This is a genomic window from Bacillus proteolyticus (assembly GCF_001884065.1).
In the GTDB taxonomy this organism is placed as follows: Bacteria; Bacillota; Bacilli; order Bacillales; family Bacillaceae_G; genus Bacillus_A; species Bacillus_A proteolyticus.
The window spans coordinates 52,040-73,844 of sequence record NZ_MACH01000003.1; the positions used below are offsets into that span (position 1 = coordinate 52,040).

A 21,805-nucleotide genomic window follows, 5' to 3' on the forward strand; every position below is an offset into this window, starting at 1 on the left:
AAGGAATGAATGGTAATGGCATTTAAAAAGATATGTAAAATAGCGAAAAATCCCCAAATGATTATTTCCCGTTTAATGAACTTAAAAATGTTCAATAATTACCCGGATGATAAATTTTTGGAGACTAAATTTTGGCTAAGAACGGGAAAAAAATTAGATTTAAAAAAACCAATGACATTTAATGAAAAATTGCAATGGTTAAAACTTTATGATAGGAATCCAGAATATACACAACTTGTGGATAAGTTGGAAGTCAGAAAATATATAGAGAAAACTATAGGAAAGGAGTACCTTATTCCATTATTAGGAGAGTGGGATAAGTTTGAGGACATTGATTTTAATCTGTTACCTGATCAATTTGTACTAAAGTGTACGCATGATTCGGGTGGGTTAATTGTGTGTGAAGATAAGGGTGCTTTAAACTTAAAAAGGGCCAAAAAGAAAATTAACAGAAGCTTAAAAAGAAACTTTTATTATCATGGTAGAGAATGGCCGTATAAGAATGTAAAGCCTCGCATTATTTGTGAAAAGTTTATGGTAGATGAATCGGGAATCGAATTAAAGGACTATAAAATATTTTGTTTTTTAGGAGAACCCAAAATAATACAGGTAGATTATAATCGCTTCGAGGGTCATAAAAGAAATTTATATGATGTTGATTGGAATTACGTATCATCATCTATTAAACATCCAACAGATCCTGCAAGGTTAATTGAAAAACCAGAGAAATTAGAAGAAATGCTTCAATTAGCTAGAATGTTATCAAAAGAATACTATCATGTTAGAGTGGATTTTTATTCTATTAAAGATAAGATATATTTTGGCGAAATGACTTTCTATCATGGTAGTGGATACGAAAAGTTTGAACCCGAGGAATTTGGTTATAAGATGGGCAGTTGGTTGCAATTGCCGACTGATAAATAAAGAATGGTTAAAAAACAATAAATATATAAAATTCCATAGAACATAATGATATTAGTTCGTTCAAAGTAATTTTTTTGAGATAAAAAGGAGTCATAAGATGGAGCAAGAGAATCTAAGAGGTAAGGTTTTAAAAGCGACTCGATGGGCATCTATTACTGAAATAGCTGCTAAAATAGTTATTCCTGTTACTAATTTAATTTTGGCTAGAATTCTTTCTCCAGAAGCTTTTGGTGTTATAGCAACTATCACTATGATTATAAGTTTTGCAGATATGTTTACTGATGCGGGTTTTCAAAAATATCTAGTCCAATATGAATTCAAGAACGATAAGGAAAAATACAAAAGTGCTAACGTGGCATTTTGGACAAATTTTGGAATATCGCTTATTCTTTGGGGCATAATTGGAATTTCTTCAGATCAAATTGCAATTTTAGTTGGAAACCCTGGATTAGGACTGGTAATAGCTATTGCATGCGTTCAGTTGCCGATATCTTCATTTTCTAGTATACAGATGGCTTTATTTAGACGTGAATTTGATTTTAAGACCTTATTTTATGTACGTTTGATGTCAGTTAGTGTTCCTTTTGTTGTTACTATCCCACTTGCTTTAATTGGAATGAGTTACTGGTCACTAATTATTGGAACAATTTGTGGTCAAATTGTAAATGCGCTTATATTGAATATTAAATCAAAATGGAGGCCGCAGCTTTTTTACGACATTAAAGTATTAAAAGTCATGCTGTCTTTTAGTATTTGGTCGTTAATAGAAGCTATTTCAATTTGGCTTACAATCTGGATAGATGCATTTATAGTAGGAAGTTTATTTAATGAATATTTACTTGGTCTATATAAAACGTCTACAACGATGGTTAGTGCTTTTCTGGCTGTAATTACATCTGCTACTACTCCTATACTTTTTTCTACTTTATCGCGCTTACAGGATGATAACGATAGATTTAATCGAACATTTTTTAAGATGCAGCGAGCGATTTCAATTTTAGTTTTTCCTTTAGGGATAGGTGTATATCTATTTAGTGATTTAGCAGTAAAAATCCTTTTAGGAAATCAATGGATTGATGCTAGTAAAATAATTGCTATTTGGGCATTAACAAGTGCAATACAAATAGTGCTTGGACATTATTGCAGTGAAATATATAGAGCGAAAGGAAGGCCTAAATTATCATTTTTAGCTCAAATTTTTCATTTAATAGTACTCGTTCCAGTATGTATTATAAGTGGAAAATATGGATTTTGGGCATTTGTGTATGCTAGATCATTAATTAGAATAGAGGCAATTGCAGTACATTTCTTAGTGCTGAAGTTTTTTGTAGGTTTTCCGGTAATGAGAATGATAAATAATGTCTTACCTACTTTAACCTCAGCGATAATCATGGGTCTGCTAGGGTATGTACTTCAACTATTAAACGATGGTATAACATGGGATGTTATAACGATTTTTATTTGTATAGTGTTCTATTTTGGCCTGCTTTATATACTTCCGAACATGAAAAAAGATATGATGTATATATTAAAGATGTTTAAGCTTAAATCATAGAAGGACGTAGTTTTTATAAAATATACTTTGCGATTTTTAGAATAGAATGTTGTTTAATAGAAACTTTAGGGACTTAGAAGTTGAGAATATGCTGAAAATGAAAATCATGTTAATTGGTTCTGGGTATATAAACTATTTGTTTTTATGTGTATATGATATAAAAAGTTATATTTTACGATTCGAGCATTAAAAAAAGTAGAAGGAGTATCGAGTATGTTTAAAATAGCGGTAGCAGGAACAGGATATGTTGGTCTAGTAGCAGGTGTATGTTTTGCAGAAGTCGGACATCAAGTAACTTGCGTTGATATCGATGAAAAAAAAGTAGAATTAATGAAATCTGGAGTTTCACCAATTTATGAAGCTGATTTAGAGGAGCTAATGCAGAAAAATTATGCAGCTGGGAGAATTAATTATACAACAGATTACCAGTCAGCGTACAAAGATGCTGATGCAATTTTTATTGGGGTAGGGACTCCAGAACAAGCAGATGGTTCTGCAAACCTTTCATATATTGCAACTGTTGCAAAACAAATTGCTGAAAGTGTAGAAAAAGATTGTCTTGTTGTTGTAAAATCAACTGTTCCAATTGGGACAAATGATAAAGTTGAACAGTTTATTCAGGACTTTTTAGTTAATGATGTAAAAGTAGAAGTAGCATCCAACCCAGAGTTTTTAGCTCAAGGTTCGGCTGTTCACGATACGTTATATGCAGAGAGAATAATTATTGGTACAGAAAGTAAATGGGCTGAGGAAGTATTAATGAATATTTATAAGCCGTTTCACTTACCCATCGTTTCAGTGAATAGAAGATCAGCTGAAATGATTAAGTATGCCTCTAATGATTTTCTTGCTCTTAAAATTTCTTACATGAATGATATTGCAAATCTTTGTGAGTTGGTCGGGGCAGATATTCAAGATGTTGCAAAAGGTATGAGCTTTGATGAGCGTATTGGAAGTAAGTTCTTAAATGCAGGTATTGGATTTGGCGGATCATGCTTCCCTAAAGATACTAAAGCATTAGAGTATTTAGCGAGACAAAATGGTTACGAATTAAAAACGGTAAAAGCCGCTATCGATGTAAATAATGATCAAAAGACTTTATTATACAAAAAGGCGAGCCAAAGGTTAATTACTTTTAACGGTCTTAAAGTAGCGGTGTTAGGGTTGACATTTAAACCAGGTACAGATGACTTAAGAGAAGCTGCATCTCTTGAAAATATTCCTCTACTGTTAGAGCAAGGCGCAGATATTTATGCATTTGATCCAGTAGGTGCGAATAACTTTGCTAAAGTGTATCCAGAGGGGAAAAATAAGAACGGTAATATCACATACGCTACGGATATTGAACAAGCTTTAGAAGGTGCAAACGTCTGCTTTATTTTCACAGAATGGGAAGAAGTGAAGGCATTAACTCCAGAAATTTATAAAACATTAATGCGAACACCTCTAATTTATGATGGTAGAAACATTTATGATGTGCAAGCAATGCAGGAAGCAGGCATAGAATATCATTCTATTGGTAGAAAATCAACAAGTAGAGATCGCATGAAGGAGTTGAATAACAGTGATTTACAAGCCTCTAGATAAAAATAAAATATACCTTATTACTGGAGCCGCTGGTTTTGTAGGATACTTCTTATCTAAAAAATTACTAGAGCAAGATTGCAAAGTAATAGGTGTTGATAATATAAATGATTATTATGATGTGAATCTTAAATATGCTCGTTTGGAGCAACTTAAGCCATATGAGAAATTTACCTTCATTAAAGGGGATATTTCTGATAAGGATATGATTACTAAGATCTTTGAAGAGTACAAGCCAAATATTGTAGTGAATTTAGCTGCACAAGCTGGTGTGAGATATTCAATTGAAAATCCAGATGTATATATTCAAAGTAATATTATTGGTTTTTATAATGTTCTCGAAGCATGTAGACATTACCTAGTTGATCATCTTGTATATGCATCATCTAGTTCTGTGTATGGAGCAAATAAAAAGGTTCCTTTTGAGGAAACAGATTTTGTAGATAACCCAGTATCACTTTACGCATCTACTAAGAAATCAAATGAACTAATGGCCCATACGTATAGTCATTTGTATAAGATTCCTGCTACTGGGCTTCGCTTCTTTACGGTGTATGGTCCAATGGGACGTCCAGATATGGCTTACTTTGGTTTTACTGATAAGTATTTTGCTGGTGATTCAATCAAAATATTTAATAACGGTGATTTTGAAAATGACCTATATCGTGATTTTACTTATATAGATGATATCATTGAAGGAATCCAACGTCTTTTGAGTAATCCACCTAAAGGTGATGTTGAACATAAAGTATTCAATATTGGAAATAATAATCCTGAAAAACTAATGGTGTTTATCGAAACATTAGAGAAAGCACTAGGTAAAGCTTTAGGAAGAGAAGTTGCATTTGAAAAGGTATTTGAGCCTATCAAACCAGGAGATGTACCAGCTACTTACGCATCAACTGATTTATTACAGAAGGCTGTAGATTTTAAACCTGAAACTTCTATAGAAAAAGGCTTACAGGAGTTCGCCAATTGGTATGTAGAGTATTATAAAGTGAAATAATATTGATTATGCTTTTGGGAAAGAAAAATCCATCAACGGTTTAGGTTACTTAAGATAGAATATACTTTGATATACTGGCTATAGAATGTCATTCTTAGTATAAGAGACTAAATGGATACTTTTATTATCTGGATATTTATTCAGAATGATGGAAAGAAGAGGTCTATAATAATGAAAAAGAAAATCCTACTATGGATATTAGGAATCATAGGAGTATTAATTATAGGTGGAGGAGTCTACGCTTATAATATATATTCTTCTGTTTCAAAAACATTAGATGAAGTTCATAAACCTTTAAAGCGTGATCAAAATAATAAACAAGAAGAAAAAATCAATAAATCTGAACCTGTTTCAATCCTATTACTAGGTGCAGATGAACGCGGTGAAGATAAAGGACGTTCTGACTCTTTAATGGTTATTACTTTAAACCCGAAGAACAATTCTATGAAGACGTTAAGTATCCCTCGTGATACGTATACGGAAATTGTCGGTAAAGGAAAAAGTGATAAAATTAACCACGCTTATGCGTTTGGTGGAGTAGATATGTCTGTCGCAACGGTCGAAAAATTCTTAGGTGTGCCTATCAATTACTACATAGAAGTTAATATGGAAGGATTTAAGGATATTGTTGATGCTGTGGGCGGTGTTGATGTAAATAATGATTTAGAATTCTCTCTTGAAGGAAAGCACTTCCAAAAAGGGAATATTCATTTAACAGGTGATCAAGCTTTAGCGTATACTCGTATGCGTAAAGAAGATCCACGTGGTGACTTCGGTCGTCAAATGCGTCAACGCCAAGTGATGCAAGCAGTTATTAAAAAAGGTGCGAACTTATCTTCTTTAGCAAATTATGGAGATGTACTTACAGCAATCCAAAAGAACGTGAAAACAAACTTAACACAGGATCAAATGTTTGATATGCAAAAGAATTATAAGAATTGCTTGCAAAATAGTGAAGATATTCAAATCCCAGGTGACGGACATAAAGCAGCTGACGGTATTTGGTATTACTATGTTCCAGACGCAGCGAAGCAAGATTTAACAAATAAATTAAAAGCAAATCTTGAGCTAAAATAAGTAATAATACGGATAAACCCAACTCTTTTGGAAAGAGTTGGGTTTATTTTTATATTAGTATTATATGATGTAAGACTATTAGACGAAGTGAATCGATGAGCAAGAAAGCAATAACGGTCCTTGTTATGTTAGTATTGTTTGTAGCTGCTATTGTAAATGATAAGATACACTGGAGTAAGAAAGTTGCGAATGCAACAGCACAAACAAATGAGGTAAAAACGACAAAGACTAAAGTAGAGAACAATAAGACGAACAAAGAAGAGAAACAAGATGCAAAGGTATCTTTTAATGAAGCATACGCAAAGAATTTACCAGATGCAGTGAAAGAGAAGTTAAAGAAAGCTGCTGAAGATAAAAAGGCAGTGAATCTTGTTATTGTTGGTGATGAGGCTTCTTCACCTGCAAAAGACGCTTGGTTATCTAAGTTTGTATCTAACTTGGATGCAAGTTACGGTAAAGGTTTATGGAATGTGACGGTTAAGGAATATAAGAATGAAAGCACCGAGGAGCTAATTGCAAATAAACGTGCTCAAGATATTGGGAAAGCAAAACCAGATGTTATTTTATTTGAAGCACCGTTCATTACAGACAATAATAAAAGGGGTAATGGAAACTCTGTTGTTAATACGCAAAAGTTTGTTGGAGAACTTTCGAGCAGTGCGAAAGATGCTACGATTATGATTCAACCACCAAACCCAGTATATGGTGCGGAAAATTATCCGAAAGCAGTTCAAGCATTAAAGCAAAATGGTTATGCATATGTTGACCATTGGGAAGCATGGCCAAATGCAACTACGAAAGAGATTTTACCGTATTTACAAGAGGAATTCAGTTTCCCAAATGCTAAAGGATATGACGTTTGGGCGCAATATGTGACAAATTATTTTGTAGCTAAGTAATTTGTTTATGTAAAAGGTATGCGATTAATCGCATACCCTTTATATTAGGGAGATAATATGTAGGAGGAAGAAAGATGAATTCAATTTTAATCTGCGGTGGAGCTGGTTACATCGGTTCTCACGCTGTAAAAAAATTAATAGATGAAGGCCTATCTGTGGTAGTAGTAGATAACTTACAAACTGGTCATGAAGATGCAATTAAGGAAGGTGCAAAATTTTATAATGGTGACCTTCGTGATAAAGCATTTTTAAGAGATGTTTTTAAACAAGAAAGTATCGAGGCGGTTATGCATTTTGCAGCAGATTCCTTAGTGGGAGTTAGTATGGAGAAGCCTCTTCAATATTATAATAACAATGTTTATGGTGCACTTTGCTTGCTAGAAGTAATGGATGAGTTTAAAGTAGATAAGTTTATTCTCTCTTCTACTGCGGCGACTTATGGTGAAGTAGATGTAGATCTTATTACTGAGAAAACGATGACGAATCCGACGAATACATACGGAGAGACGAAGCTAGCAATTGAGAAGATGCTTCATTGGTATAGCCAAGCTTCTAATTTGAGATATAAGATTTTTAGATATTTTAATGTGGCTGGTGCAACCCCAAGTGGTATTATTGGGGAAGATCACCGTCCAGAGACACATTTAATTCCCCTTGTTTTACAAGTGGCATTAGGTCAACGTGAGAGGATTATGATGTTTGGTGATGATTATAATACACCAGATGGTACTTGTATTCGCGATTATATTCATGTGGAAGATTTAGTAGCAGCCCATTTCCTTGGTCTGAAAGATTTACAAAACGGCGGGGAAAGTGATTTCTATAACTTAGGAAATGGTAATGGCTTTAGTGTAAAGGAAATTGTTGAAGCTGTTCGTGAAGTTACGAATCATGAAATCCCAGCAGAAGTAGCACCAAGAAGAACGGGAGATCCTGCACGTCTAGTTGCTTCTTCACAAAAGGCGAAAGAGAAATTAGGATGGAATCCACAGTATGTAGAGGTTAAAACAATTATTGAACACGCTTGGAATTGGCATCAGAAGAAACCTCATGGCTATGAGAAGTAAGTAGAAATGGAAAAGCGAGGGTATCGTCGTTCAACATATGTTCGACAATACCCTCTCTTTTTCTGTATGATTTTTGCTATACTAAACTGTACTATAATACGGGATGGAAGGAGGATGATGATGAAAATACTTGTAGTTGATGATGAATCGAGTATCCGCAATTTAATTCGGATGCAGTTAGAGATGGAAGGATATGAAGTATTGACGGCAGCTGATGGGAGAGAAGCTTTAGAGAGATGGAATGAGCAGCCGGATGTACTCATTTTAGATGTGATGCTTCCTGATACGGATGGGTATGAGTTATTACGTTTATTCCGAGAGAAGGATCGTGATATCCCAGTGCTTATGCTGACAGCAAAGAGTCAGATGAATGATAAATTGCTTGGCTTGCAGCTTGGTGCGGACGATTATGTGACGAAGCCTTTTAATTATGCGGAGCTTATTCTTCGTGTGAAAAATATGAGTCGGCGTGTGAGGAAGGAGGAAGTGTCTTCTACTCATGAGGTGATCCGAGCAGGGGAATTGGTAATTTGTCCAAAGGAAAGAAAGGTACATGTGAGTGGGCAAGAAATTCAGTTAACGTATCGAGAGTTTAATTTATGTCAGTTGTTTGTTTCGAATCCTCAGCGTGTGTTCATGAGAGATGAGTTGCTTGAGAAAGTATGGGGATTTGAGTATATCGGAAATACGAGAGCGGTTGATATTATGGTGCAAAGACTTCGAAAGAAACTCGGGAATAGTGGGGAGCATATTAAGACGATTTATGGTGTTGGATATAAGCTTGATTGCTAAAAGGTGATGATATGTCTTTAAAACGAAATATGGTGTTTGGAATAGTTGGATTGTTGATTCCAATTCTTGTTCTTTTGTATGCGGTTGTTTATATTGCACTGGAGAAGAATGTGTATCATAATGCGGCAGATTCCTTAGAAAAGTTAAGTGTGGAAGCGCAAATTTATACGATGAATTATTTAGAGAAGGAAGCAGAAGTAGAGACGCTAGGTCCTAATTCACTTTTAATCGCTTCTTATTTAGCGAAGCGAATGGATGTCCGGGTACAGATGATTGGGAAGAATGGAGATGTTGTTGCAGATACACAAAAGGGAGCATTACTTCATCGAAATATCGACATTGAGAGTTCTTTGAAGGGAAAGAAGTCTTATGTTTTTGAGGAGGGAGACCCCGCTCCAATTCTTTTGTTTTCAAGTCCGGTTTATTATGGAAACGATGTCATTGGAAGCATTCGTTTCATAAATGAGCTAACGGATGAGAAGGAAGTTTTAACGAATGTGAGTTGGACGTTTTTAATGACATCTCTTTGCTTAGTGGCCGCCGGTATTTTCTTTGCGATTCGTTTGGCGAAGTCTCTTCATAAACCAATTGATCAGTTAAGGCAAATGGCGCATCGGCTTGCGAATGGAGATTATGAAAGTAAGATTGAGTTAAATGAGTATGTGGAAATTGCGCAGCTTTCAGCGTCCTTTAATGCGATGGCTGACGGAATTGAACTACATATTAAACAGTTGAAGGAAGAGAAAGAGAAGCAGAAAGATTTCTTAGATCGAATTACGCATGAGTTGAAAACACCGTTAACAGCGATTATCGGTTATGTAGATTTAATTCCGAAGTTACAATCTAAGGAGGATGTGCAGGAGAGTCTCCGTTATGTGGCTGTAGAAAGTGAGCGTCTATTATCACTTGTAGAGGAATTACTTAAGTCTTCAAAGTACGGGAAGAGTACGTTTGAAGTGTCACCTACAGTCGTGAATATAAAGGAATTGGCGGAAGAAGCAGTTTCGATTGTGAAACTCAGGTTGCGGCAGTTTGAAATTGAAGTTATGAATGAGTTAATGGAAGTACACGTCGTTGCGGATTTTGATAAGACGAAGCAAATTTTCTTGAATGTGCTTGATAATGCGATTAAATATAGTGATGCTACGCGAGTTCGTATGAATGTAATTATAAATGAGCAGGAAGCAAAGGTTTTTGTTCATGATGATGGTATTGGTATGGATGAAGGTGTGCTTGCAGAGTGGAATGAGTCTCCGGAAGGTAAGGTGCTTCCTTCTAGTTACGGGAATGGCTATGGTTTATACATTTGTCAGGAGATTATGAAGAAGCAAGGCGGGAGTATGCGAATTGAGAGTAGTGAAGAAATGGGAACTACAATATGTATGACATTTTTACTCCCAAGACGGATGGAAGACATAAAAAACTTGAAAGCGGTTAAATGATACATTTATGAAACAATTATGCGGTATTTTCGAAACAACGTTTTTTTATCTTGGAGGTAGGCAGAAATGAAAAGGCTATCATTTCAAATTCTTGTGTTTGTCTTTTGTATGATCGTTTCTCTTATTTTGTTTTATGTTATTGAGAAGCAAATATATAATCGAATCACGATTGTGGATGACAAACAAGCCGTTTTACAAAGAGTGAATGAATCCCTTCCTACTGAAGTGAAAGTAAGGCATGAGAAGTGGGGAGAAATTGTTGTAACGGATGAAGTTCGTTTGCATACGATTGTTTCATTCTTTGACCGAATTCGAGTAGAACCGAGAGAAGCGAGGAATCAAGAACAAGTATTTACTGGAGAAGTAACGTACTTGAATGGACATAAACGTACTTTTGCAGTAGGTGACTTGTTCCAGTATGAGGCTAATGTATACGGAAAGAATGGTACGGATCCGATGATCTCAGTATTGCAAACGTATTTGTTAAGTCTGTATTATACACCAGAGCGCATTAGTAATTTCTTTGCGGAGGCAAAGGAAGTTGTAGTGAGGCAAGGGGATGTAATACGTACTATAGATCTTACGCAAATATTTGATTCTATTCGATACGCAAAGCAAATTACAGATTACGGAGAAATTCAGAAATTATTACAATCACAGAATGAACCGACTGCTTATATTACTGCCTATAAAACAGGCAAGCGTGTAAAGAATGAGCGAGAGGATATTCTTACGATTTCTGTGTATCCATCGTACTTTGTTGTGCAATATCTCGGTGATAATAACGGGAATGTCATGTATATGAAAGGCTCTCTAGCAGAGTTATTCGTAAAGGAGAATGCGTCATGAGAAAGATAGCCTTTTTCTTCTTTTTGCTAGTAATTGGAGGAGCGATGTCTAGTTGCTCTCGAGATACAACCTCTATTAAATATAATAAAAGTGGTCTCCCTATTTTGGAGGATCGTCATCTTGTTGCATATGTAGCGGCCCGCGAGGAAGTTGGTGAGGCATTGCTTTCATCATTTTGTAAACCGCGAGGATGTACGTATGAATTTATTCGTCTTTCGACAGAAGAACTTCTTCGAAGAGTGGAAGAGGAATCTGGAAATCCGAAAGCGGATATTATTATTGGCGGTACAGTAGATGCACATCAAATGATGAAGCAAAAAGATCTGTCTATTCCTGTGACGAGCCAGCATGCGAATCGTATTTCAAAAACTGTTAAAGATAAAGATGGTTATTGGTACGGTTACGAAGTAGAGAAATTGGCAATCGCAATTAATAAAGAGCGGTGGAACGAAGAAATAGCACCGCTCGGTCTACCGTATCCATCCAGGTGGCAAGATTTATTAAACTCTGCGTACACTGGAAAGATTGTTATGCCAGATCCAAATGTTTCGGGTACTGCATATACGTTTTTTCAATCACTTATTGATACTTTAGGTGAAGAGGAAGCGAAGGCGTATGTGAGGCATCTTGCAGGACAGGTTGGAGAAGTAACCGTGAATGGTTACATACCAGCAGAACTTGTGGCAAGTGGTGAATATATGATAGGCATCAATTTTATGGGAGATCAGAGAATGCTTCAAAAACGAGGATTTCCTATTTTAAGTAACGAACCTGAGCAAACAGGTTTGTCTGTCAATGCGATTTCAAAACTAAAACGTGCACCGAGTGGTATTATTGCGGATTTATTTATTGATTATTGTTTATCAGAAGAAGCGGGTCACATTTTAGAAAAAGTTTCGTTTGGCGTACCAACGATGTTTGCGAAGAATGAGAAAGAAATAGAAGGACAGCCGGTTAGAAGGACGAACCAAAATATATCAAATAGTGGAATAATCGAGATATGGAATAGACAGCGTCTCTCTCAAAAGTGAGAAAAGGAGACGAGAGTATATGTTTAAATGGCTTAAGCCAGCACCTGCAATTGAGAGATTACCAGCGGATATGATCGCTAAAGTATATACATTACTACGTATTCGTGTGCTAATCGGAATCTCAGTTGGATATGCTGCTTATTATTTAGTTCGCAGTAATTTTACGTTATCAAGTACGTATTTAGTACAAGAATATGGTTTTAGTACAGCTGAAATTGGACTACTAGGTTCAGTAATGGCGATTGTTTATGGATTTAGTAAGTTCTTTATGGGGAATTTATCAGATAAAGCTTTTGCCCAGCGCTTTATCGCAGTCGGATTATTCTTATCAGGGCTTGTAAATATTTGTTTCGGGTTTGCATCTTCTTTTGGAATGATTGTTACATTACTTGTCCTGAACGGTATTGTACAAGGTATGGGAGCACCACCTTGTAGTATCGTTATGACGAAATGGTTCTCAAAGAAAGAACGTGGTACGAAAACAGGCATTTGGAATATTTCACATAACGTTGGCGGAATGCTTGTGCCACCACTTGTCGGAATCGGTGTAGGCATTTTCGGTGAAAGTCATTGGCAAGGCGGCGTGTTTATTTTCCCAGCGATTATCGCAATGGTAATTTCAGTTCTTGTTTGGATCAATGCGAAGGATACACCAGAGTCTGAAGGTCTTCCTCCAATTGATGAGTATCGTAATGACTATGAAAATCTTGAAAAAGCAGATAATGCTAACAAGATGTCACCAAAAGAAATTTTAATGAAATACGTAGTGAAAAATAAATTTGTATGGTTCTTATGTATTGCGAATGCATTTGTTTATTTAATTCGTTTCGGTGTTATTAACTGGGTCCCACTTTATTTAACGACAGTTAAAGGTTTTTCAAAAAATGAAGCACATGCAGCATACGCAATCTTTGAAGGTATGGCAATTCCAAGTTCATTAATTGTTGGTCTTTTAAGTGATAAATTATTTAAAGGGAAACGTATGCCATTGTGTATTATTAGTATGGTTGGAGTTGTTATTGGTACGTTTGTATATTGGCAAGCAACTAGCGTACTTGTTGTAAGTATTGCCGTTTCGATTATCGGATGTTTAATTTACGTACCACAGTTCTTAATCGGTTTAAGTGCGATGGAATTAGTACCGAAATTTGCAGTAGGTACGACAGTTGGTATGTGTGGTCTGTTCGGTTATGTGGGCGGAAGTCTTGTAGCAAACGCAGCAATCGGTGTTATTGTTGATCGTTCTGGCTGGGACGGTTGCTTCATCTTACTATTAACAGGTGCCGTTTTATCAACAATCTTCTTGTTCATCGTTCAACGTGGGCACGAGAGAAAAGATACAAAAGTAGCGTAATAGTTAGTTAGAAAAGCTATCCAAAGATTATTTTGGATAGCTTTATTTGTATAAAATAACAATCCCTTAAAACTATCTGAAAGGATAAGGTGTCATATTTCCGATCATTAGAAGTTTTGTTGCAATATAATTGATTGTGTAAAACGTTATAAAGTGGGTGTAATAATATATATAAGTTTACTATAAAGTATCATCATGTATAAATGGCTTCAGGATAACCGATAATGTTTGTAAAAAGCATAAGAGGAGAACAATACGCTATACCATATAGAATACAAAAATCACATCTTTTAAGATTTTATAAACGTTATTATAATATAAACTCCGACAGTGAAACATTCAGCTCCGTTAATGATAACTTCAGCATTGACAGTCGAACATTCAGCTCCGTTAATAATAACTTCAGCATTGACAGTCGAACATTCAGCTCCGTTAATAATAACCTCAGCATTGACAGTTGAACATTCAGCTTCGTTAATAATAACCTCAGCATTGACAGTCGAACATTCAGCTTCGTTAATAATAACTTCAGCATTGACAGTCGAACATTCAGCTTCGTTAATAATAACTTCAGCATTGACAGTCGAACATTCAGCTTCGTCTATGATGATATCAGCTTTGACTAGCAGAGTGTTATTTTAAATAAGATAATCTTTTTATTATACCATAAGGTCTTTGTTTTTATCCGCTGTCTATGGAGGAAATGTTTCTCTGCTTGTAATACAGTGAGACAGTTGTCTACTTATTTTTAAAAGATTTTGTAGACACGTATGATTTTCTTTTGTTCGGAATAGCTATAAGTCAATATTTGTAGACAAAAAGAATATAGTCTCAAAAAAACGTCTACTTTTCGAGACATTTTTTTTGAGACTATTGTCGCATGTTTTTATTCGGGTGAAACTTTAGTATAGGGGAGATGAACCTATAAACGTAGACTTTTTAATACTAAAGTGTAGGACTTATGCTTATATGGTTTATTCATTGATCACCTTGGTTGGAACGGCTGCTTCCTGTTGCTATTAGCAGGTGGCATTTTATCAACAATCTTCTTGTTCATCGTTCAACGTGGGCACGAGAGAAAAGGTACAAAAGTAGCGTAATGGTTAGAAAAGCTACCCAAAGATTATTTTGGATAGCCTTATTTATATAAGGTAATCTTCTCCTTAAAACTATCTTAAAAGATAAGATGTCATATTTCTAATCATTGGTATTTTTGTTACAATATAATCGAATGTGTAAAACTTTGTAAAAGTAATGTAATATTATGTAATTGTTTTTCAGAAAGTTTTATACAATTCGACTGTTTATTAAACTATTAAGTTATAAAAGGAGAGAGAATATGTTACCAAATACGGTTCGTACTCCAAACAAGAAGAAGAAATGGATTATTGTCGGGGTTATTGCACTAATTGTTATTGTAGCAGCAGTGAATATTTTTGTTATGCAAGGTAAGAAGAAAGGTACGGCGAAGACAGATGCTGTAAGTTTTGAGAAAGTAACGGAGCGTAAACTTAATAATACGAAGTTAATTTCGGGTCAGGTGAAGCCGGGGAATATTGAAAGCTTCTATGCGGATCCAACTAAAGGAAAAGTGAAAGATATTGCGGTGAAAGAAGGGCAAGAGGTAGAAAAAGGAACGAAACTCTTCTCTTATGATAATGAAGAAATTAATCTACAGATGAAGCAAGCTGAGCTTGATCAGAAGATGGCTGATATGCGTTATGATCAAGGGAAAAAGAAGATTGATTCGTTGAAGAAAGAAATTAAGAAGGCAAAAGATAGTGGGGCTGGGAAAGAAGTAACAGACCCAATGGAAGAGCAAGTAAGTGAGTTAGAAATAGCGCAAAAAACAACTGACCTTGAGAAAGAGAAAGGGAAGTTACAGAAAGAAGAGTTAAATAAAAAGCAGAAAGAGCTTACGATTTATAGTAATTTTACTGGTGTTGTTCAAAAGTTAGATAAAGATGCGGCACAAAGTTCATCTCAAGCGTTAGGTGGACAAGGAAAGGCGTTTTTACAAGTTGCTTCTAAAGATCCGTTCCAGGTTCAAGGTACGTTAACTGAGCTTCAAAAGTCACAAATTCAAAAGGATCAAACATTTACTGTAACTGCGAAAGCAAATAATAAGAAGAAGTGGACAGGTAAGATTACAGAGGTAAGTGAATTCCCAACGAGTGCAGAGATGGCTCAAGCTGGTGGTGTAGGCGAAGCGACTCAAAATATGTCTCAATATACATATAAGGCAAGCCTTGATAGCCAAGATGGTTTATCTCCAGGTTATCACGTTTCATTGCAAGTAAATTTAGAGAATAAGACGATGATTGCTGTTCCAAGTAAGAGCATTGTAGAAAAAGGCGATGATGCATTTGTTTATGTTGAGGATAAAGGAAAGCTTCGTAAACAAAATGTGAAAAAAGGTTCTACTGATGGAGATTGGACAGAGATTGTTGAAGGCGCAAAAGTGGGGCAAAAGGTGGTTAAAAATCCTTCCGACGACGTGTATGACGGAATGGAAGTGAAAGAGAAATGATTACGTTAAATAATATTGCTAAAACGTATTATCAAGGGAAATTGGCAGTGCCGATTTTGCACGGTATTAGTTTAACGATTCAGAGCGGTGAATTTGTTTCGATTATGGGGCCGTCTGGTTCTGGCAAATCAACGCTTATGAATATTATCGGTTGTTTAGATCGTCCAACAGAAGGTGAATATATGCTGAATGATGTGAATATCTTAACAGCAGACGAGTCAAAGCTTGCTTTAATTCGTAATGAATATATCGGTTTTGTTTTTCAGCATTTTAATTTGCTGCCACGTCTTTCAGCAGTAGAAAATGTTGAACTTCCGCTCGTATATGGTGGCGTGAAGAAAGCAGAGCGTCGTCAAAGAGCTCTGGAAGCACTTGGTAAAGTTGGTTTGTCCGACAGAGTTCATCATTTGCCGAATGAGTTATCAGGTGGACAGAAGCAGCGTGTCGCTATTGCGAGGTCGATTGCGAATAATCCAACGTTCATTATGGCCGATGAGCCAACAGGTGCGCTTGATACGAAGTCTGGTGAGCAAGTTATGGACATTTTCACGAAGCTCAATGCAGAAGGTACGACGATTGTTATGGTTACGCATGAAGAAGAGGTTGCGGCTTATTCTTCTCGCCGTATTGTACTGAGGGATGGGAAAATTACAGAAGATAGAAGGTGTGCGGTATGAGTTTACTAGATAGTATAAAAATCGCCTTATCTTCTATTCTAGCTCATAAACTGCGTTCTGCTCTGACGATGCTCGGTATTATTATCGGTGTTGGTTCTATTATTACTGTCGTTGCAATTGGGCAAGGCGGGGAAGCAATGCTGAAGTCGAAATTCGCAGGTTCTGGCGGTAATAACCTTATGCCAATTCAATTTAAACCAGATATTAATGATGAGTTTGCTATGGGTGGATTTGAAATACCAAAGTTAACTGAAGAGGATATTTTGGAAGTAAAACAAGTGAAAGATGTTTCACACGTTATTACGACAAACCAGAATTCAGAGGTGCTTGATGTAAATGATAAAAAAGCAAATCTGAATATTATTGGTCTTGATAATGAATATTTTGCAGTTAATAAAGTAAAGGTCGTAAAGGGACGTACTTTAAATGAATCAGATATTTCTCATGCAAATAACGTTGTGATGATTAGTACAAAAACAGAAGAGACTTTATTTAAGGACGTAAACCCAGTTGGACAAATTATTGAGATGAAGGGGCAGCCAATGCAAATTATTGGTGTGTATAGATCCGATAATGAGTTTATGGGATTTGAAATGGAAGAAGCGTTAATCCCCCTTACGTTATGGCCTGTTTTATACGGAACAGATGATATTCAAAATATCGCAATTCAAGCTAAAAATGTAGACGATTTAGAATCCGCTGGGAAACAAGCTGTTGATGTATTAAATAGTCGTAAGCCAAGTGAAATTCCAGGTAAATATGAACTGGTGAATTTAAAAGAATTCCAAGAAAATGTTTCTAAAGTTACTAATATCATGACGATGATCATCGGCGGTATCGCTGGTATTTCATTAGTCGTTGGTGGTATTGGAGTTATGAACATCATGCTCGTATCTGTAACGGAGCGTACGCGTGAAATTGGGATACGTAAAGCACTTGGAGCAACACGTAGTAAAATTTTATTACAGTTTTTAATTGAAGCCGTTATGTTAACGCTTTTAGGTGGTTTAATCGGAATTGGTCTTGGATATGGCGGGGCATATATCGTTTCTACATTCGCAAAATGGCCACCGCTCGTTTCATGGGAAGTTGTCGTTGGAGGCGTACTGTTCTCTATGACACTAGGTATTATTTTCGGATTAATTCCAGCGAACAAAGCTGCGAAATTAGATCCAATTGAAGCACTTCGTTATGAATAAATTATTGGTGTAGTAGAGAAAGGGTTCTCTACTACACATTACCGTTCTAGTGGGCGGTTCGTAGCCTCTAAATGAGGATGTGAACCGCCCGTTAGAACGGGTTATATAAATAGAAGGAGGCGTTATAATGGAAATGAATATTAATACGCAAGATGAAGGTGCGAAGAAGCCGTCATTATTTGGAATGGTTACTTCTCCAGGCTTACAGTTTGAGAGAATGAAGACGAAAAGCCCAGTCTGGGGAGGATTTTTCTTATTTCTTTTAATGGGGACAATCTTATCAGCAGCGGTAGCTTATTTAGGGTTACTTAATACTCCGGAGCTAGCGAAGTTGGTTAAGGATGATACGACGGGGATAATGAAGTGGACTACACTTGGATTTGGATCTATTGGAGGTCTAGTTGGAACAGCTGTTGGTCTTTTTGTGGTAGCAGGATTTTATAAAGTTATTATGATGTTTATGAGCAATGATACTCCATATATGAAGATATTATCTATTTATATATATGCCAATGTGGTCTTTTATGTTGGTAGTCTTCTCAATGTAGCTTTAGGATATATTCTTGGTGGGAATGGCGCTGATAAATATACAAGTTTAGGGCCTTTATTTGAACAGGGAACAATTGCATATGGCATTGGTTCTGCATTTGAAGTCTTTAACATTTGGAGCTTAATTTTAACTGGCTTAGGCTTGCATATCGTTGCTGGTTTAAGTAAAAAACAAGCAATAATTTTAATTTCTATATTCTTTATCCTTACAATTGGGTTTAGTATGTTAGGTGGCATGTTCTCTGATTTTGGTGCATAACATATTATTTTAAAAAGGTGACTCTCTCGAGAGTCACCTTTTTTATTTTTACCCCTATTTCAAATACCCCCATCAGAATTTCAAATACTGCCTAGTATAACTTCAAGTTCCGTCAGCAGTATTTGAAATTACTCACAATGAAATTTCTTTTTTTATTTTATATTGTAGAGGTACCGCGGAATACTGAAGAGGTATACCTTTTAGAAACGGGTACTTTGTGAAGCCAGAGACTTTTGCAGATACGGTTGTTTTGTATGAAGGTATGATTGTAAATCAAATAAAGAGGTTAAATATTTACCAAGATTATGAAGAGTATTATCAATGTGGTTTAATTGGCCTTTGGCATGCTTATGAAAGATATGAGGAGGAGAAAGGTAGTTTTCCTGCTTATGCGGTTGTAACGGTACGTGGTTATATATTGGAGAGGTTGAAGAAAGAATGTGTAGTGCAAGAGAGGTATGTATGCACTGATCAGTATGAGGAACGATTTGAGTGTGAAGATGTAGGAACGAGAGCGAAGGACTTTATGAGTGTGTTAGATGATAGGGAGAAGCACATCATTTCAGAGCGGTTCTTTGTAGGGAAAAATATGGGGGAGATAGCCAATGAAATAGGGATGACGTATTATCAAGTGAGATGGTTATATCGACAAGCGCTTGAGAAAATGCGAGATAGTGTAAGGGAATAAGAATAATAAATAGAATGGAAGGCAAGGGAAATATTGCGTTCCATTCTATTTGCTTTAATACAGTAAATGTGGCAAGAGGTTTTTTACGTGTAGTGAATCTTTCATGTTCATTCGGGATAATACATGCCCAGCTTTCAAGAATTGTTGCTGCAACTTATGAGGGCTGATTAGTATTGTTACGGTAGTTCCATTTGAAAAATGAATAATCGATGTTTTAGTTTTCCTAAAAAACTCTATATCATCTATATGGTTATAGAACAACCAAATACAGTTTGGAGAAGAAGGGGATTCTGTTGGGAAAACGCAAATATATTCTCTATGATTAATTGGAATCGGAACATTTCGTTTGAAATTAAAGTTTGCTTGGACTACATGCCGTCTACCTTGATAAGTAGAATGAACATTTGTTAGACAAGATTTCTTTATAAATTGGGTAGCTGTTTGGCAAGAGTGCAGGGGGGCACCGCTACTGTCAATAATTGTTGTCCGGTAATAAGGGTGTTTGCAAGGTTCGAGCATCATTGTAGAACGAGAAATAAAAACATCATTTTCATTATCCATGATTCTTAATCCTCCCTCATAGAGTTTAATTCATATATAATTATATACGAATTATGTAAAGTTACTATTAATCTTCTGTTGCGTATTGTAAATTTTTACTGTTCGTTTACAATCAATAGATGATAGTCTTTCTAATTTGTATTGCTTGTACATATATATGAAAATAGAAAAGAGTAGGCGGTGATATAGCATGAAGAAAAAGTATATTATTATGGTTCTAGCTGTTGTTCTCTTAGTTTATTTAGCAAATAGTAATCCGGGTAAGGGAGAATATACGGATTGGGCAGCAAAACAATTTATGAAGCGTAATGATGTGAGTAAGAAGCTAGACGAGGTTGAGAAAGAAAACAAAGAGGGTATACTTGGCGATATAGCATCGGCGGGAAAGAAATTGGCAAATAAGTATGTTGAGCCACAAGTTGGATTATTAATCGATCATTATACAAAGCGAAATGATTATATTTTCTTCTCGACATATAAGACAGAGTTTGATGTAGGCGGAGAGAATTATAAGTATGTTTGCGTTGGTTTTTCAAACATCTTTATCCCGATTGAAATGCCGAAGAAAAAAGACGAATCTGCAAAATAATGCAGATTCGTCTTTTTGATTTACGGAGTAATCTGAACTTCAGATATGTTTTTTTCTATGAGGCGAGCTCCTTTTTTACGAGCATTTTCACCAATTGATGAAAATACAGATGAAGAAATAATGGTATCCATCACTTGATTTACGACTAGTTCATTTACTGGTGTGATGGGATTTTCGATAGAAAAGGCTACTGTTTTTCCATCTTCTTTCACGAAAATTAACTCTAGTACTTGCATGTTTCATTCCCTCCTTTTTATTTATCCCGCAACCGCCCGTTTGGTGTGGGCTAATAATCAGTGGGGTAAGCACCCCCCCACTGATTAAAGTTTCACTTTACAGGTTAGAAAGATCTGACGTGCTTACAAGTTGTACAGCTTGAAGTGATGATTGTTGTAGTGAAGCAAGAGCACGTGCTACTTCATGCACTTTGCCTAAATCTGCATTTGTTTTCACACGTTTGAATTGTTTGTTCTTTAAAACTGTTTTACCGTTTTTGTCTAATCCTCCGTTTAATACAAGGCGTAAAGTTAAATCCATTACGATTGTTTCAACTGCCATGTTTATCACCCCCTTTCACTTTATAAATAGGGGGTAAATGTCATGTTTTGGCGTGAAATTTTTTCTTTTTTTTGTTACTCTTAAAAGACTAAGAGAGGAGCTTTCGGGAGAATGAATCGTAAATGGTTATTTTGGATTCCTGTATTACTATGGATGGGGATTATTTTCTATTCCTCAGCACAGCCATATAAAAAACAGGATATGCGCTCAGATATTGAGCAATATGTAAATGCTGAGTTTGTGAAAGAGCATTTTTCATGGGTATCTATCGATTATGGCGGAGGTACACCTGTTAGCATCGCAAATAAAGGTGTAAGTGGATTTGTTGAGTTTTTCCTTCGTAAAGGTGCTCATTTTATGGTGTTCTTTATGCTCGGTTCATTGACGTATTACGCTTTTCATCGATCGGGTTATTCGAGAAAAAGATGCTTTGTATACGCCCTCCTTTTCGTTGCAGGGTATGCAACATTTGATGAAATTCATCAATGGTTTACAGGAGATCGTACACCGATGTGGCAAGATTCATTGCTTGATACGTGCGGTGGGTTAACAGGAATTATAATAAGCAATTGGTTTTGGCATAGAAAAAGGAGCTAATCTCATTTAGAGATTTGC

Annotated in this window: 23 protein-coding genes; 19 read left to right on the forward strand and 4 right to left on the reverse strand. The window is 35.9% G+C overall.

The annotated features are described in order from the left end of the window. The first annotated feature begins 15 nt into the window (after positions 1–15). The 12 genes from BAQ49_RS01260 to pgtP all read left to right on the forward strand — a co-directional run bounded on the left by BAQ49_RS01260 (position 16) and on the right by pgtP (position 13,580). On the forward strand, positions 16–924 hold the full coding sequence (locus BAQ49_RS01260; RefSeq protein WP_002191228.1) for an ATP-grasp fold amidoligase family protein: 909 nt from the start codon (positions 16–18) through the stop codon (positions 922–924). A gap of 97 nt (positions 925–1,021) precedes the next feature. Then, a complete protein-coding gene (locus tag BAQ49_RS01265; RefSeq protein WP_071743891.1) occupies positions 1,022–2,479 on the forward strand; it encodes a lipopolysaccharide biosynthesis protein in 1,458 nt (485 codons plus the stop codon). 213 nt (positions 2,480–2,692) lie between these two features. Further along, positions 2,693–4,066 carry a UDP-glucose dehydrogenase family protein gene (locus BAQ49_RS01270; RefSeq protein WP_071743892.1) on the forward strand — a complete coding sequence of 458 codons (1,374 nt, stop codon included), beginning with the start codon at positions 2,693–2,695 and terminating at the stop codon, positions 4,064–4,066. Continuing rightward, positions 4,044–5,069 (forward strand): GDP-mannose 4,6-dehydratase, encoded by a 1,026-nt coding sequence (locus BAQ49_RS01275; RefSeq protein ID WP_071743893.1) that lies wholly within the window; start codon positions 4,044–4,046, stop codon positions 5,067–5,069. Before BAQ49_RS01270 ends, BAQ49_RS01275 begins: the two co-directional genes overlap by 23 nt. 171 nt (positions 5,070–5,240) lie before the next feature. Next, on the forward strand, positions 5,241–6,146 hold the full coding sequence (gene tagU, locus BAQ49_RS01280) for a polyisoprenyl-teichoic acid--peptidoglycan teichoic acid transferase TagU (protein ID WP_071743894.1): 906 nt from the start codon (positions 5,241–5,243) through the stop codon (positions 6,144–6,146). 95 nt (positions 6,147–6,241) lie between these two features. Then, positions 6,242–7,045, forward strand: a complete 804-nt coding sequence (locus BAQ49_RS01285) for an SGNH/GDSL hydrolase family protein (protein WP_071743895.1) — start codon at positions 6,242–6,244, stop codon at positions 7,043–7,045. Between the two features lie 74 nt (positions 7,046–7,119). Next, positions 7,120–8,112 (forward strand): UDP-glucose 4-epimerase GalE, encoded by a 993-nt coding sequence (galE, locus tag BAQ49_RS01290; protein ID WP_071743896.1) that lies wholly within the window; start codon positions 7,120–7,122, stop codon positions 8,110–8,112. A 120-nt stretch (positions 8,113–8,232) separates the two neighbouring features. After that, positions 8,233–8,904, forward strand: coding sequence for a response regulator transcription factor (locus tag BAQ49_RS01295; protein WP_002184613.1), 672 nt, complete (start codon positions 8,233–8,235; stop codon positions 8,902–8,904). Positions 8,905–8,915: 11 nt separating this feature from the next. Next, on the forward strand, positions 8,916–10,346 hold the full coding sequence (locus BAQ49_RS01300; RefSeq protein ID WP_070145540.1) for a HAMP domain-containing sensor histidine kinase: 1,431 nt from the start codon (positions 8,916–8,918) through the stop codon (positions 10,344–10,346). 66 nt (positions 10,347–10,412) lie between these two features. Further along, complete coding sequence (locus BAQ49_RS01305; RefSeq protein WP_016130902.1) at positions 10,413–11,195, forward strand: DUF3919 family protein; 783 nt, start codon at positions 10,413–10,415, stop codon at positions 11,193–11,195. Next, a complete protein-coding gene (locus tag BAQ49_RS01310; protein WP_071743897.1) occupies positions 11,192–12,226 on the forward strand; it encodes an ABC transporter substrate-binding protein in 1,035 nt (344 codons plus the stop codon). The genes BAQ49_RS01305 and BAQ49_RS01310 overlap by 4 nt, the downstream gene beginning before the upstream one ends. A 19-nt stretch (positions 12,227–12,245) precedes the next feature. Next, on the forward strand, positions 12,246–13,580 hold the full coding sequence (gene pgtP / locus BAQ49_RS01315; protein ID WP_016130900.1) for an MFS transporter: 1,335 nt from the start codon (positions 12,246–12,248) through the stop codon (positions 13,578–13,580). A gap of 310 nt (positions 13,581–13,890) precedes the next feature. On the opposite strand, the gene BAQ49_RS32635 is transcribed toward pgtP, so the two are convergent. Beyond that, positions 13,891–14,157: a hypothetical protein gene (locus tag BAQ49_RS32635; protein WP_131802703.1), complete on the reverse strand. Its 267-nt coding sequence runs from the start codon at positions 14,155–14,157 to the stop codon at positions 13,891–13,893. Between the two features lie 762 nt (positions 14,158–14,919). Here BAQ49_RS32635 and BAQ49_RS01320 point away from each other — a divergent pair. The 5 genes from BAQ49_RS01320 (at position 14,920) to BAQ49_RS01340 (ending at position 19,482) form a co-directional block, all read left to right on the forward strand. After that, complete coding sequence (locus BAQ49_RS01320; protein WP_016130899.1) at positions 14,920–16,110, forward strand: efflux RND transporter periplasmic adaptor subunit; 1,191 nt, start codon at positions 14,920–14,922, stop codon at positions 16,108–16,110. Next, positions 16,107–16,787: an ABC transporter ATP-binding protein gene (locus BAQ49_RS01325; protein WP_000631628.1), complete on the forward strand. Its 681-nt coding sequence runs from the start codon at positions 16,107–16,109 to the stop codon at positions 16,785–16,787. The genes BAQ49_RS01320 and BAQ49_RS01325 overlap by 4 nt, the downstream gene beginning before the upstream one ends. Then, on the forward strand, positions 16,784–17,986 hold the full coding sequence (locus BAQ49_RS01330) for an ABC transporter permease (protein ID WP_071743898.1): 1,203 nt from the start codon (positions 16,784–16,786) through the stop codon (positions 17,984–17,986). The genes BAQ49_RS01325 and BAQ49_RS01330 overlap by 4 nt, the downstream gene beginning before the upstream one ends. A gap of 127 nt (positions 17,987–18,113) precedes the next feature. After that, the gene (gene yknW, locus BAQ49_RS01335) at positions 18,114–18,794 is read left to right on the forward strand and encodes a YknW family membrane protein (protein ID WP_000425723.1); all 681 of its coding nucleotides are present in this window, start codon (positions 18,114–18,116) and stop codon (positions 18,792–18,794) included. 217 nt (positions 18,795–19,011) lie between these two features. After that, entirely contained in the window at positions 19,012–19,482 is a 471-nt protein-coding gene (locus tag BAQ49_RS01340; protein ID WP_071743899.1) for a sigma-70 family RNA polymerase sigma factor, read from the forward strand. Between the two features lie 54 nt (positions 19,483–19,536). Here the strand turns inward: BAQ49_RS01340 and BAQ49_RS01345 are convergent, their stop codons facing one another. Beyond that, positions 19,537–20,043 carry a competence protein ComK gene (locus BAQ49_RS01345; protein ID WP_071743900.1) on the reverse strand — a complete coding sequence of 169 codons (507 nt, stop codon included), beginning with the start codon at positions 20,041–20,043 and terminating at the stop codon, positions 19,537–19,539. A gap of 190 nt (positions 20,044–20,233) precedes the next feature. Between BAQ49_RS01345 and BAQ49_RS01350 the strand changes: the two genes are divergently transcribed. Then, positions 20,234–20,632: a DUF4359 domain-containing protein gene (locus tag BAQ49_RS01350; RefSeq protein WP_002191205.1), complete on the forward strand. Its 399-nt coding sequence runs from the start codon at positions 20,234–20,236 to the stop codon at positions 20,630–20,632. Positions 20,633–20,652: 20 nt separating this feature from the next. Here the strand turns inward: BAQ49_RS01350 and BAQ49_RS01355 are convergent, their stop codons facing one another. Together BAQ49_RS01355 and BAQ49_RS01360 are read right to left on the reverse strand one after the other, a co-directional pair. Then, positions 20,653–20,868, reverse strand: a complete 216-nt coding sequence (locus BAQ49_RS01355; RefSeq protein WP_071743901.1) for a DUF2922 domain-containing protein — start codon at positions 20,866–20,868, stop codon at positions 20,653–20,655. 97 nt (positions 20,869–20,965) lie between these two features. Next, the gene (locus BAQ49_RS01360) at positions 20,966–21,190 is read right to left on the reverse strand and encodes a DUF1659 domain-containing protein (RefSeq protein ID WP_000257694.1); all 225 of its coding nucleotides are present in this window, start codon (positions 21,188–21,190) and stop codon (positions 20,966–20,968) included. 111 nt (positions 21,191–21,301) lie between these two features. On the opposite strand from BAQ49_RS01360, the gene BAQ49_RS01365 reads away from it, so the two are divergent. Further along, entirely contained in the window at positions 21,302–21,787 is a 486-nt protein-coding gene (locus BAQ49_RS01365; RefSeq protein ID WP_016130893.1) for a VanZ family protein, read from the forward strand. Positions 21,788–21,805 lie beyond the last annotated feature (18 nt).

Coding starts and splice junctions, on each gene's coding strand:
- BAQ49_RS01260 (WP_002191228.1), top strand. CDS start 16: ATGGCATTTAAAAAGATATGTAAAATAGCGAAAAATCCCCAAATGATT.
- BAQ49_RS01265 (WP_071743891.1), top strand. CDS start 1,022: ATGGAGCAAGAGAATCTAAGAGGTAAGGTTTTAAAAGCGACTCGATGG.
- BAQ49_RS01270 (WP_071743892.1), top strand. CDS start 2,693: ATGTTTAAAATAGCGGTAGCAGGAACAGGATATGTTGGTCTAGTAGCA.
- tagU (WP_071743894.1), top strand. CDS start 5,241: ATGAAAAAGAAAATCCTACTATGGATATTAGGAATCATAGGAGTATTA.
- BAQ49_RS01285 (WP_071743895.1), top strand. CDS start 6,242: ATGAGCAAGAAAGCAATAACGGTCCTTGTTATGTTAGTATTGTTTGTA.
- galE (WP_071743896.1), top strand. CDS start 7,120: ATGAATTCAATTTTAATCTGCGGTGGAGCTGGTTACATCGGTTCTCAC.
- BAQ49_RS01295 (WP_002184613.1), top strand. CDS start 8,233: ATGAAAATACTTGTAGTTGATGATGAATCGAGTATCCGCAATTTAATT.
- BAQ49_RS01300 (WP_070145540.1), top strand. CDS start 8,916: ATGTCTTTAAAACGAAATATGGTGTTTGGAATAGTTGGATTGTTGATT.
- BAQ49_RS01305 (WP_016130902.1), top strand. CDS start 10,413: ATGAAAAGGCTATCATTTCAAATTCTTGTGTTTGTCTTTTGTATGATC.
- BAQ49_RS01310 (WP_071743897.1), top strand. CDS start 11,192: ATGAGAAAGATAGCCTTTTTCTTCTTTTTGCTAGTAATTGGAGGAGCG.
- pgtP (WP_016130900.1), top strand. CDS start 12,246: ATGTTTAAATGGCTTAAGCCAGCACCTGCAATTGAGAGATTACCAGCG.
- BAQ49_RS32635 (WP_131802703.1), bottom strand. CDS start 14,157: ATGCTGAAGTTATTATTAACGAAGCTGAATGTTCGACTGTCAATGCTG.
- BAQ49_RS01320 (WP_016130899.1), top strand. CDS start 14,920: ATGTTACCAAATACGGTTCGTACTCCAAACAAGAAGAAGAAATGGATT.
- BAQ49_RS01325 (WP_000631628.1), top strand. CDS start 16,107: ATGATTACGTTAAATAATATTGCTAAAACGTATTATCAAGGGAAATTG.
- BAQ49_RS01330 (WP_071743898.1), top strand. CDS start 16,784: ATGAGTTTACTAGATAGTATAAAAATCGCCTTATCTTCTATTCTAGCT.
- yknW (WP_000425723.1), top strand. CDS start 18,114: ATGGAAATGAATATTAATACGCAAGATGAAGGTGCGAAGAAGCCGTCA.
- BAQ49_RS01345 (WP_071743900.1), bottom strand. CDS start 20,043: ATGGATAATGAAAATGATGTTTTTATTTCTCGTTCTACAATGATGCTC.
- BAQ49_RS01350 (WP_002191205.1), top strand. CDS start 20,234: ATGAAGAAAAAGTATATTATTATGGTTCTAGCTGTTGTTCTCTTAGTT.
- BAQ49_RS01355 (WP_071743901.1), bottom strand. CDS start 20,868: ATGCAAGTACTAGAGTTAATTTTCGTGAAAGAAGATGGAAAAACAGTA.
- BAQ49_RS01360 (WP_000257694.1), bottom strand. CDS start 21,190: ATGGCAGTTGAAACAATCGTAATGGATTTAACTTTACGCCTTGTATTA.
- BAQ49_RS01365 (WP_016130893.1), top strand. CDS start 21,302: ATGAATCGTAAATGGTTATTTTGGATTCCTGTATTACTATGGATGGGG.